The 12168-nt window shown below is 63.3% G+C and carries 12 protein-coding genes; 9 read left to right on the forward strand and 3 right to left on the reverse strand.

Going from position 1 to position 12168, the window contains the following annotated elements; translation table 11 throughout:
- Positions 1-26: 26 nt before the first annotated feature.
- Positions 27-923 carry an NAD-dependent epimerase/dehydratase family protein gene (locus NKH01_RS16140; protein ID WP_353021093.1) on the reverse strand — a complete coding sequence of 299 codons (897 nt, stop codon included), beginning with the start codon at positions 921-923 and terminating at the stop codon, positions 27-29.
- Positions 924-1068: 145 nt separating this feature from the next.
- Between NKH01_RS16140 and NKH01_RS16145 the strand changes: the two genes are divergently transcribed.
- Positions 1069-2007: an NAD(P)-dependent oxidoreductase gene (locus NKH01_RS16145; protein WP_352857971.1), complete on the forward strand. Its 939-nt coding sequence runs from the start codon at positions 1069-1071 to the stop codon at positions 2005-2007.
- A 666-nt stretch (positions 2008-2673) separates the two neighbouring features.
- On the opposite strand, the gene NKH01_RS16150 is transcribed toward NKH01_RS16145, so the two are convergent.
- Both NKH01_RS16150 and NKH01_RS16155 read right to left on the reverse strand, forming a co-directional pair.
- Complete coding sequence (locus NKH01_RS16150; RefSeq protein WP_023721256.1) at positions 2674-3453, reverse strand: FadR/GntR family transcriptional regulator; 780 nt, start codon at positions 3451-3453, stop codon at positions 2674-2676.
- A gap of 147 nt (positions 3454-3600) precedes the next feature.
- A complete protein-coding gene (locus NKH01_RS16155; RefSeq protein ID WP_352481576.1) occupies positions 3601-4590 on the reverse strand; it encodes a sugar-binding protein in 990 nt (329 codons plus the stop codon).
- A 427-nt stretch (positions 4591-5017) separates the two neighbouring features.
- On the opposite strand from NKH01_RS16155, the gene NKH01_RS16160 reads away from it, so the two are divergent.
- From NKH01_RS16160 to NKH01_RS16195, 8 genes are all read left to right on the forward strand, one after another.
- Positions 5018-5758, forward strand: a complete 741-nt coding sequence (locus NKH01_RS16160) for an ATP-binding cassette domain-containing protein (RefSeq protein ID WP_353021095.1) — start codon at positions 5018-5020, stop codon at positions 5756-5758.
- Between the two features lie 34 nt (positions 5759-5792).
- The gene (locus tag NKH01_RS16165) at positions 5793-6791 is read left to right on the forward strand and encodes an ABC transporter permease (RefSeq protein WP_023721258.1); all 999 of its coding nucleotides are present in this window, start codon (positions 5793-5795) and stop codon (positions 6789-6791) included.
- A gap of 269 nt (positions 6792-7060) precedes the next feature.
- Complete coding sequence (locus tag NKH01_RS16170; protein ID WP_352481578.1) at positions 7061-7888, forward strand: AraC family transcriptional regulator; 828 nt, start codon at positions 7061-7063, stop codon at positions 7886-7888.
- A gap of 107 nt (positions 7889-7995) precedes the next feature.
- Positions 7996-8448, forward strand: a complete 453-nt coding sequence (locus NKH01_RS16175) for an SRPBCC family protein (RefSeq protein ID WP_352481579.1) — start codon at positions 7996-7998, stop codon at positions 8446-8448.
- 21 nt (positions 8449-8469) lie between these two features.
- Entirely contained in the window at positions 8470-9264 is a 795-nt protein-coding gene (locus tag NKH01_RS16180; RefSeq protein WP_352857976.1) for an FAD binding domain-containing protein, read from the forward strand.
- 32 nt (positions 9265-9296) lie between these two features.
- Positions 9297-9779 (forward strand): (2Fe-2S)-binding protein, encoded by a 483-nt coding sequence (locus tag NKH01_RS16185; RefSeq protein WP_352481581.1) that lies wholly within the window; start codon positions 9297-9299, stop codon positions 9777-9779.
- A 13-nt stretch (positions 9780-9792) separates the two neighbouring features.
- Entirely contained in the window at positions 9793-11160 is a 1368-nt protein-coding gene (locus NKH01_RS16190) for a xanthine dehydrogenase family protein molybdopterin-binding subunit (protein ID WP_353021099.1), read from the forward strand.
- Between the two features lies 1 nt (position 11161).
- Positions 11162-12166, forward strand: coding sequence for a xanthine dehydrogenase family protein molybdopterin-binding subunit (locus NKH01_RS16195; RefSeq protein ID WP_023721264.1), 1005 nt, complete (start codon positions 11162-11164; stop codon positions 12164-12166).
- Positions 12167-12168: the final 2 nt, after the last annotated feature.

A 12168-nucleotide genomic window follows, 5' to 3' on the forward strand; every position in this document is an offset into this window, starting at 1 on the left:
TGCCGGCTCCGCGTCAGCTGCCTCCGTCAGCTCGTCTTGACATATTTCCGCCAGCTGTGTTCCGGCCGGAAGCCGAGCATGTTGCGCGCCTTGCGGTTGGAGAGCAGCGTCTCGTATTCGCCAAGTTCGCCCTTGACCGGCACATCGGGGTAAAACCGCTTCAGCAGTTCGGCTGTCGGCAGGTCGGACGAGGTGTCGTCATTGGCGGCGTTGAACACCTGATAGCCGAGCCCGTCCTTTTCGATGGCGCGCAGCGTGATCTGGCCGAGGTCGCGCGCGTCGATATAGCTCCAGGCAATGCGCTTGCGGAAACCCGGATCGGCGAACCATTTCGGAAACAGCGAATATTCATGCGGCTCGATGACGTTGCCGATGCGCAAGGCATAGATGTCGGAGCCATCGCGTTGTGCAAACGCCCGCGCGGTCTTCTCGTTGACGACCTTGGACAGCGCGTAGCTGTCCATCGGATCGACGTCGTACTCCTCGTCGAGCGGAAAATGCGTCGGATCGCGCGGTTCGTTGGCGAAGACCAGGCCGTAGGTCGTCTCGCTGGATGCGATCACCACCTTGCGGATACCGAGCTTCACTGCGGCCTCGATGACATTGTAGGTGCCGAGCGCGTTGATGCGGAACACCTCGTTGTCGGGCGTGATCATGATGCGCGGGATGGCCGCGAAATGCACCACGGCATCGACCGGCTGCGAACGCAGCGACGGATCGAATTCATGCAGGCCGATATAGCTCGACAGCGCGTTGAACACCTGCCCGCTGTCGGTGATGTCGGTGATCAGCGTGCGCACCTTGGGATTGTCGAGCGGCTTGGTGTCGATGTTGAGCACCTGGCAGCCCTGCTCGACCAGATACTGCACGACGTGGCGCCCGGCCTTGCCGCTGCCGCCGGTGAACATGATCCGCTTCGTCATTTTGCTCTCCCTGGAATTCACGTGTATTGTCAGACAATATCGAACTCTGCAATCGCCTGCCACGGCATGCGGCAAAAACCCGCTTCAACAATTCGCCGGCAAGGTGCAGCGCCGTCATCCATCACTGCAAATAGGACGAAACGACATGAACACTACCGCCGCGAGCGAAAAGATCGGCTTCATCGGGCTGGGCCTGATGGGGCACGGCATAGCGAAGAACATCGTCGACAAGGGCTATCCGTTGACGTTTCTCGGCCGCAAGAACCGCGCACCGGCGGAAGACCTGCTCGGCCGCGGCGCCAAGGAAGCGGCGACCTCGCGCGACGTCGCCGCGGCATCCGATATCGTCTTCATCTGCGTCACCGGCTCGCGCGAGGTCGAAGCCATCATCCGCGGCCCAGGCGGCCTCAAGGAAGGCCTGAAGCCGGGATCGGTCGCCGTCGACTGCTCGACCTCGGATCCTGTCTCGACGGTGGCGCTGGCCGCCGAACTCAAGGCGCTCGGCGTCGATTATGTCGATGCCCCGCTCAGCCGCACGCCGAAGGAAGCGTGGGAAGGGACGCTCGATGCCATGGTCGGCGCGCCCGACGCGGTCTTTGCCCGGTTGAAGCCGGTGCTCGAAACCTGGGCCGGGCGCATCGTCCATATCGGCGACACCGGCGACGGCCACCGCATGAAGCTGCTCAACAACTTCATTTCGCTCGGCTATGCCGCGATCTATTCCGAGGCGCTGGCGTTGGCGCAGAAGGTCGGCATCTCGCCGCCGCGCTTCGACAGCGTCATCCGCAACGGCCGCATGGATTGCGGCTTCTACCAGACCTTCATGCGCTGGACGCTGGAAGGCGACCGCGACGCGCACAAATTCAGCATCGCCAACGCCTTCAAGGATCTCACCTATCTCGAATCGATGGCGGGTGCTGCCGGCATCGCCAATCCGCTCGGCAACGCCACCAAGAACGCCTTCGCCGGCGCCTTCGCGGCCGGCCCCGCCGACCAGTATGTGCCGATGCTGGCCACGCATATCGGCAAGGTCAACGGCGTCGACCTGATGCCGACCAGGGATGGCAAGAAGCAGACGATCTGAGCCGGCCGATCAGCTTTTGGCCACGCAAGCTTGCCGCAACATTCCGAGGCGTCAGCGCCACTGGCGAAGCTGCCAATCTTCCCCCTTGAGGCAGTGCAATCGCATGTAGGCAAGAGCCCCCTCACCCGGATTGCCAACCGAATTGCGAAGGGCAATTCGGGGCAATCCAACCTCTCCCCGAGGGGAGAGGAGATCGCCAGCGCCGGCGTCAGCCTCTTCTCCCCAGCGGGGAGAAGGTGGCCGCGAAGCGGCCGGATGAGGGGGACTCCTTACGCGATTTGCCCTGCCTTGTTGGGGGAGATGCCCGGCAGGGCAGAGGGGGGTGCTGTCCCTCAGACCTCAGATCGGCAACACTGCAATTTCAAAGCCGAAACAAAAAACCCGCCTCGGTAGGCGGGTCGCCGGCGCCAATCAGCACCATAACCAGATTAGTAGCATAGCTGCCGGCACAAAGCAAGAACAAAATACGCTGCGGCGGTAAAAAAGTCCGAATCCCTGGCCCATCCGAGGTCGCCGCCCTCATTGCCTAACGTTGATGATTAGCGAAAGCCGAAGTGGCATCCAATCTCCCCCCTCGTGGGGGAGATGTCCGGCAGGACAGAGAGGGGCGCGAAGGAATGCCGAGTTTTGCAATCGTTCGGAGCAATGCCAGCCCTGGTGCAACCATCACCGCCGCGACCGCCCGATAACATCGTCGGTGTTGGCGAGAAGCCTGTGCACCGCGGCACGGGCTGCGGCGGGCCGCTGCAGGCGGATGTTCTTCTCGATCGCCTCGTGCAGTGCCTGCGCCCGACGCTGGTCGCTGGTTTCGCGTGTGACGAAAACAAAGAGGTGATCGAGCGCCGATTCGATCAGCACGCCGAGCGGCACCAGCAGATCATTGCCCGAGGCGCGCAGGATGGCGAGGTGGAACCGCGTGTCGGCGCGGGTGCGCTCCTGCAGGTTGGTCGCCTCGCCCATCTCGCGGCAGGCCTGGCTGATCTCGGCCATCTGCTCGTCGGTGCGCCGCATCGCGGCAAAAGCGCTGGCCTCCGGCTCGATGATGTGGCGGAATTCCTGCACCGTCCGGAGGAACACCTCGCGGTCCGGCGAGGTCGCGTACCAGGCCAGCACGTCGCGATCGAGCAGGTTCCAGCGCTCCTTCGGCTCGACCCAGCTGCCGATTTTGGGACGTGACGCAAGCAGGCTCTTGGCCATCAGCATTTTTATGGCTTCGCGCACCGCCGAGCGGCTGACGTCGAAGGTCTCCGACCATTTGGCTTCGTTGGGCAGGATGGTTCCCGGCGGATAATCGCCGCGCACGATCCTCAGCCCGATTTCGTTGGCGAGCGAGGCATGCACGCTCGATCCGGGAAAGTGTGCGGCGTCGGCACGCCGAACGCCGGCCGGCCGCTCAGCCTCTGCCTTCAACTTGGCGGGTCGCTTTTTTGATGTCGCGTCCGGCATTCGTATTCCCCGGCAGCCGCTTGTCGAAAGCCTGAACTCAGGACACGACAAAGCAGCGGCCTACGCTCCAAAGCAGCGTCGCCTCGTGCGTTCGTATGGACGGTCTGTGACGGGGCGCCCGTCGAAGGGCGCCCCGAAACTGCGAACCTACTTCTGGATGCAGGTGTCGACCGTGTCCTTGGTGCATTCGTCGAGGCCGGTGAACACCGGATCGGCGACCGGCTTGCCTTCGACCAGGTCGATCATCACCGAGGGCGCCTTGTAGCCCATCTCGAACGGCCGCTGGCCAACCAGCGCGGTCACCAGCCCGTCACGGGCAATCGCCACCTCGTCGCCGATCGTGTCGGCGGCGCCGATGACGAAGGCGTTGCTGGCGATCTTGTCGGCCATCGGCTTGAACAGGTCGCGGTAGGGCTGCGGAGCGCCGAACAGCGGCCAGCCGCCCATGATGCCGAAGGCGTCGAGATCGGGATTGGCAGCGAGGATGTCGGTCATCGCCTGCACGCCCTTGGCGCCGTCGTCATTGGTGAACACCGGGCAGCCGGCAACTTCCGTCCAGCCGCCTTCGCCTGCCAGCGCGGCGAGGCCGTCCTTGCCCGAAAGCGCGTCACGCATGCCCTGCGCGCGGCGCAGGATGTTGTCGGCCGCCGGATTGCCTTCGATGGTGCAGATCTTGCCGCCATTCGGCTTGGCCTTCTTGATGTATTCGCCGATCTTGTGACCCATCAGGTAGTTGTCGGTGCCGAGGTAGGTCTTGCGCAGCGCCGCATCTTCCTTGCTGAGGTCGGCGTCGAGGGTCATGATCGGGATCGACGGATTGGCGCTTTTGATCGTCTGAGCGATCAGCGGCGCGTTCGATGGCGAAATCGCCATCGCCACAGTGTCGGGCTTGCTCAGCATGTCCTGGACGATCTGGGCTTCACCGGCCTCGTCCGAGGTCGACGCCGGTCCAGTGTAGAAGCACTCATATTCCGAGCTGGCGTTTTCCTTGTTCCATTTCTCGCAACCCTGGTGGATGGCCTCGAAGAATGGATTGTCGAGACCCTTCACGACGATGACGAGCTGTTTCTTGGCCATAGCCGGCCCGGCACCCAACGCCATGATGGCGGCGGCAGCGAGCAATAGTGATTTCCTCATGTCAGTCCTCCCTTTTGAAACAAACGGACACCGCGTGCCCGCCACACACAGATCGACCCGGAGCAAGATGACAGAGGACGTCGCACTCGTGTCGCCAAGCCAGGTCGATAAGCATTTTCATATTCAGTCTCAGACCGGCACCGACAGATACTGCTGGTTACCAAATCCCTGACCGACAAACCTTCACCGATTCCTTCCGGCAACCCGGGGGATCGGCGCAAGCTCCTCCGACACTTAGCTAATATCGCCTTGTCACCGACGTCAATGCTATTTGTCCTACAAAACTGATTTTTCGAAAGAAGCCGTGGTTGACGCCAAGGTGGCTTATGCGTAAATGGGCAAAATCGCTGCTTCCGGGAGGAACTGGGGAGAGCGAAAGGCCGCGGCAGAACCGCAGGCCGCAAAGCACGGGGAGGCAAGAAGGCTGGTGGCGGTTCTCGAACTCACCAACATCTCGAAGCATTTTGGCGCCATCCAGGCGGTCAACGACGTTTCGTTGTCGATCGAGGCCGGACAGGTTGTCGGCCTGATGGGCGACAACGGCGCCGGCAAGTCGACGCTGGTCAAGATGATCGCCGGCAATTTCCCACCGAGCCATGGCGCGATGCAGATGGACGGCAAGGAGCTGATCCTGCACAAGCCGGTCGAGGCGCGCCAGCATGGCATCGAAATCGTCCATCAGGACCTGGCACTGTGCAACAATCTGACGGCCGCCGCCAACGTCTATCTCGGCCGTGAATTGCGCCGCGGCCTCGGGCCGCTTCGCATCCTCGACTATGCCGCGATGTACAAGCGTGCCGGCCAGATCTTCGCCGAGCTGAAATCCGAAACCCGCCCGCGCGACCTGGTCAAACAGATGTCGGGCGGCCAGCGGCAAGCGGTGGCGATCGCCCGCACCATGCTTTCGCAGGCCAAGATCGTGCTGATGGACGAGCCGACCGCGGCGATCTCGGTCCGCCAGGTCGCCGAGGTATTGAACCTGATCCGCCATTTGCGCGACCAGGGCATCGCCGTCGTGCTGATCAGCCACCGCATGCCCGACGTCTTTGACGTCGCCGACCGCGTCATCGTCATGCGGCGCGGCCGCAAGGTCGCCGACAAGACGATCGCATCGAGTTCGCCGGAAGAAGTCACCGGGCTCATCACCGGCGCTATCGAACAGGTATGATTGACGCCTCAACCATGAGTAAAAAAGGTCGATAATGGCAGTCACCCTTGATCAGACGATCGCGCACAAGCAGCACACCTTGCTGAGCAAGGTGTTTGCCAGCCAGACCTTCTGGGTGGTGATCGCGGTCATCCTCGCCTGCCTGTTCCTGTCCGTGGCCACGGATTCCTTCGCCACGACCAAGAACCTCTACAACATCACCCGCAACATCACCTTCGTCGCCATCGTGGCGCTCGGCATGACCTTCGTCATCATCACCGGCGGTATCGACCTGTCGGTCGGCTCGGTGCTTTGCCTGTGCTCGATGGTGCTGGCCGTGACCATGCATGCCGGCTACGGCATCGAGACCGGCATTGCCGCAGCGATCGCGACGGCGCTGATCATCGGCGCCTTCAACGGGGTTCTGATCGCTTATCTCGGCTTTCCGCCCTTCGTGGTGACGCTTGGCATGCTCTCGATCGCACGCAGCCTTGCCATGGTCGCGTCCAACAACACCGTCGTCTTCCAGTTCGGGCCGGACCACGACAAGCTGCTGGCGCTTGGCGGCGGCGCCTGGGTGTTCGGCATCGCCAATCCGGTGCTCTATATGATCGTACTGGCGATGATCACCGGCTTCGTGCTGCGCTGGACGAAATTCGGCCGGCACATCTTCGCCATCGGCGGCAACGAGCATGCGGCGACGCTGACCGGCGTTCCGGTGCGCCAGATCAAGGTTGTCGTCTACATGATCTCGGCACTGGCGGCGGGCCTTGCCGGCATCATCCAGACCGGCTGGCTGGGCGCGGTCACCACAAATCTCGGCAACGGCATGGAGCTTCAGGTGATCGCCGCCACCGTCATCGGTGGCGCCAACCTGGCCGGCGGCATGGGCACAGCCTTCGGCGCAGTCGTTGGCGCGGCGCTGATCGAGGTCATCCGCAACAGCCTCGGCCTGCTCGGCATCAATGCCTTCTGGCAAGGCGTGTTCATCGGCGGCGCCATCCTGCTCGCCGTGCTGTTCGACCGCATCCGCAATTTCAGGCGCAACGACTGAACTTTTCCGCCGGCGGGGCAAAGTTGCTTCGCTGGCAAAAGTCCTTGCTCAGCCTCGAAGGGAGTGCCGGTTGCCGTCGACCGCACCGGTCTTGCCATACCGGCCTGGAAACGCTCGCCTTCTTCCTATCGCCGAGTCTGAAAATCCGCCGCTGCGGCGCATGGCCGGCGCCCGAGCGTGCACATCCGTCTTGACGCAAGCCCGAACTGAGCCGCACAATCGCTCGCAGCAGGCGAAGGGAGGCCAGTCGCCTGCGGGAGGATATACCCATGACGGAAGCGATCAGGCTCTACTGGGGCCGGTTCGGACATGTTTCTGTCCTGAACGTCGCCAGCGACTTCGTCACCCATGCCCATGTCGAGGCGCATATCATCATCTGGCTGGAAGGCACGGCCGGCGAGATGACCATCGGCCGCGAGACGGTGCGGCTTGGACCGGGCACCGCCGCCGGCATCAATTCCTTCCAGCCGCACAGCCACGCTCTGTCCCGCGACGGCACGCCCGGCCTGTTCCTCGCCTTTTACATCGATCCGGACTGGGCTCGAAGGCGCCGCGAGCTGCCTTCCGCCGCGCCGCTGTTCTCCGCCCCGGCAATCACGCTCGAGCCTTGGCTGCACAAGGCAGCGGCCAACCTTCTCGACCATCTCAGCGACAATGAGAGCATCGACGACATCGCCAATTACGAGATCGAGCGCTTCATCGACAGCGTGCTCGATGCCGCCGACGCCTGCGCACCGCAGACGGTGCGCGCCCGCGTCAACACCATGCAGGATTTTCGCGTCCGCAAGGCGATCCAGCTGATGAAAGCCAATGTCTGCGAGCGCATCTGCTTCGACGACGTGGCGCGCAGCGTCGGCCTGTCGCGGCCGCATTTCTTCGCCCTGTTCAAGGAACAGACCAATCTGACGCCCAACGTCTATTGGAACACGCTGCGCATGGAGGAAGCGGTGCGGCAATTGCAGTGGTCGCAGGAGCCGCTGATCTCGGTCGCCTGCAATCTCGGCTTCACCACCCAGGGCAATTTCTCGCGCTTCTTCCGCGACCATGTCGGCGTTCCGCCGACGCTTTACCGCGAGGCGGCGCGGGCGATCAGCTGAGCGCCCGTTTTTCAGACTAATTGATAGGCGTTCAAGACGCATTGATAAGCGCCGCCGAGTCTGCCGCCCTACCCTCCCAAGCAGCTGATTTGCAAGGGAACGATCATATGGCGAAAGTCACCATCTCCAGCGTCATCGACGCGCCGGTCGAAAAGGTCTGGGCACGCATACGCGACTTCAACGGTCTGCCGACCTGGCATCCGCGCATGGTCGAAAGCCACATCGAGGACGGCAAGGACGCCGGCACGATCGGCTGCGTACGCAATTTCCAGCTCGCCAGCGGCGCCCGCCTCCGCGAAAAGCTGCTCGATTTCTCCGACGAGAATTTCCTCGTCAGCTACTCCATCCTGGAGACGCCGCAACCGCTTACCAACCACAAGGCGACGCTGCAGTTGCGGCGGGTGACCGACGGCGACCGCACCTATGCCGAATGGACCGCCAGCTTCGACGCCCCTCCCGAAGAAGCCGACAAGCTGGCCGAAGGCATGGGCGCCAACGTCTTCCAGGGCGGCTTCAACGCCCTGAAGGCCCATTTCGCCGGCAAGGTTGAACTGAATTGAGCTGACAAACAGGAGCGTTCCATGGCGCTTGCACTGCAGACTTTCCCGACGGTGAAGGACGCTGGCGCGGCGCTGAAGGCCGCCGGCACCCGCTATCTCGGTGGCGGCACACTGGTCGTGCGCGCCGCCAACGAAGGCGACGTGTCGATTTCCGGTTTCATCCGGTCGACCGAACCGGCGCTGTCGGTCATCCGCATTTCCGGCGGCGAGGTCCGCATCGGCGCTTCGGTGACCATGGCGGCGATCGCCCGTCACCCGGATTTCGCTCCACTGGCCCACGCCGCGCGCGCCGTCGGCGGACCGGCGATCCGCAACATGGCTACGGTCGGCGGCAATCTCTTCGCGCCAACGCCTTACGGCGATTTCACCGTTGCACTGCTGGCTTTGGACGCAACCGTCACCACCGACTACGGCGAGCTGCCGATCGAAACCTTTCTGGCAAAGCGCGAGAGCAATCACGCCATCGTCACTGCGGTCGGCTTCACGCTTCCGAAGGAAGGCGGTTTTCGCTTCCTGAAAGTGTCGCGGGTCAAGCCAAAGGGCGTCTCGGTGCTGAGCATCGCCACCATGCTGGAACACACGCCGGACGGCACTGTCACGTCAGCGCGGATCGCGCTCGGCTGCATGGCCGACCGGCCGATCCGTGCCAGGACGGCGGAGAAAGCCTTGATTGGCCGCAAACTCACCGCAGACGGCATCGCACCGGCACTGGCCGTTGCCCACGACGGCACTTCGCCGCCAACCGATCCGATCGCCAGTGCCTGGTATCGCAACGAAGTCCTGCCGGTCCATCTCGGCCGGCTGCTGCTCGCCTGAAAGCCCTGGCTGCGGCGCAAGGAGTAATAAAGATGGCGAAGGTCCCGGTTCAGTTCACGCTCAATGGTGCCGAAAAGGCCGAGTTCATCGACAGCGGCACGACGCTGCTTCACGCGCTGCGCGACAAGATCGGCGACACCTCGCCAAAAGGCGGCTGCCATCAAGGCACTTGCGGCGCCTGCACGGTCATCATCGATGGCGAGCTCAGGCTGTCCTGCCTGACGCTGGCCGAGACCTGCAACGGTGCGGCCGTCACCACGACGTCGGGGCTTTCGGAAGGCGGCGTGCTGCATCCGCTGCAACGCGCTTTCCTCGATGCTTTCGCCACGCAATGCGGTTTCTGCACGCCGGGCATGATCATGGCAGCCAAGGTACTGCTCGATCACACGCCGAACCCCAGCCGCGAGGACGTGGTCGAGGCGCTGTCGGGCAATATCTGCCGCTGCACCGGTTACGAGCCGATCATCCAGGCGGTGCTGACGGCCGCGCGCTCCAATTCGCAGAACGCGGTTTGAGGGAGTTAAGAAAATGGAACTCCGCAAGAGCTATTTCGCCGACCAGCGCAAGGACGATCTGCACGAGATCGGCCAGCCGCGGCCGCGTTCGGATTCACCCGGCCATGTCACTGGCAAGACCACCTATTTCGCCGACCGCAATTTTCCCGGCATGCTGCACCTGAAGATGGTGCGCAGCCCGCACCATCACGCCCGCATACGCAGCATCGATACGTCCGAGGCGGAAAAGCATCCGGGTGTCGTCAAGGTGCTGACCGCCAAGGATGTGCCGCACAATGTCTACACCATCCTGATCCTGATCCAGATCGGGCCGGAGGACGAGACGGTGCTGGCTGACGGCAAGGTGCGCTGGAAGGGCGAGGCGGTGGTGGCGGTGCTGGCCGAGACCGAGCGCGCCGCGCAGGAAGCCGCCGCCAAGGTCAAGGTCGACTACGAGGTGCTGCCGGCCGTCTTCGACATGGAGGAAGCGCTGAAGCGCGACGCGCCGATCGTCAACGAGTATCACGGCCGGAACTATTACCTCTACGACAGCGGCGAATGCCGCAAGGTGCGCTTTGGCGATGTCGAGGCAGGCTTTGCCACAGCCGACCACGTGCTCGAACAGACCTATCAGTCCTCGCCGATCGAGCATGCGCCGACCGAGACGACCGGCTGCATCGTCGCACCGGAGGGCAACGACCGCTTCACCTGCTACACCAACACGCAGGCGATGTTCTTCACGCTCGACAACGCCTCGATCATCCTGCAGATGCCCGGCAACAAGCTGCATTTCGTCGGCGGCACCGTCGGCGGCGGTTTTGGCGGCAAGGTCGACGTCATCGTCGAGCCGATCGCCATCCTCGGCGCCAAACTAACCGGACGACCGGTTTGTTTTGTCTATAGCCGCGAGGAGGAGATGCAGATTTCCTCGCCGCGCGCCGCCGAGAAGGTCGTCATCAAGGACGGCGTCATGAACGACGGCCGCATCGTGGCGCGGAAAGTGACCGGCTACACCGATGCCGGCGCCTATTCGCGCCATTCGCCCTACGGCGCGCAGAAGGGCGCCGGGCATTATCCTGGCCCGTATACGATCCCGAATGTCTGGATCGACACCTACTGCGTCTACACCAACCGTACCCCGTCCTCGGCGATGCGCGGTTTCGGCGTCACCATCGGCGACTTCGCGCTGGAGGTGCAGATGGACAAGCTCGCCCGGCTGATCGGCATGGACCCTCTCGAATTCCGCTTCATCAACGCCTACCGCGACGGCGACATGAAGGCACACCGGCAGCCGACGGAGGGGGCGGCGCTGATCGAGTGCATGCAGGAAGCCTCGCGCGCCGCCAACTGGCCAGTGGCGGAGAAGTTCATGACGATGTCGTCTTACGCGAAGGGAGCTTGAGATGGCGATCAGGCGCGGACGCGGCGTCGCCGCGATCAATTATCCGACCGGCATGAATCTCGGCGGCGACCCGACGCAGGCGCTGGTGCATTCGACGCCCACCGGCAATTTCATGGTCACGCTCTCCAGCGTCGACCTGGGCCAGGGCATGAAGCAGATCATGGCACAGATCTGCGCCGAGACGATCGGCGTACCGACCGACCGCGTCGTCGTCGACACCGCCGACACCGACACCGGCCCGCACTGCATGGGCACCTTCGCCTCGCGCGGCACGCATCGGGCCGGCAATGCGGTCATCCAGGCCGCCAGGGAAGCCCGCCAGGTGATGCTGGAAGTGGCGGCCGAGGAACTTGAGGTAAACGCCTCGGACCTCGAGACCGATGGCGAGGGCAACATCCTGGTCAAGGGCGCGCCGCAAAGATCGATCTCGATCTTCGATGTCGCGCTGTCGGCGCATTTCAAGCGCGGCCGTTCGATTTCCGGCCGCGGCATGTTTTTGATCCCCCGCTCCTATCCGGAGAAAGAGACCGGAGCGATGAAGCCGTCTACCTGCTACGCCCATGCCTGCACGGTGGCGGAGGTCGAGGTCGACGACGAGACCGGCGAGGTCACCGTGCTGACGGTAAAGAACGTGTTTGAGATCGGCCGCGCGCTGAACCCGAAAATGGTCGAGCAGCAACTCGTTGGCGGCTCGTGGATGGGCATCAGCCATGCGCTCTACGAAACGACCGAGCCCTATTATCCCAACCGCGACCATGGCGGCACCGACTTCAACCAATATCTGATGCCGGGTCCTGGCGATCTCGCGCAAACCGAGATCATCGTGCTGGAACGGCCCTCGGCGGACGGGCCGTATGGCGCCAAGGGGCCGGGCGAAATGTGCGCCAACCCGCAGATCCCGGCGGTTGCCAATGCCGTCTTCGACGCTGTCGGTGTGCGCATCGATACGCTGCCGATCACGCCGGAGCGCATCCTGCGGGCGCTGAAGGCGCAAGCCCCGAACTGAGT

Origin of the sequence: Mesorhizobium sp. M1403 (assembly GCF_040317695.1) — a bacterium.
Classification (GTDB): Bacteria; Pseudomonadota; Alphaproteobacteria; order Rhizobiales; family Rhizobiaceae; genus Mesorhizobium.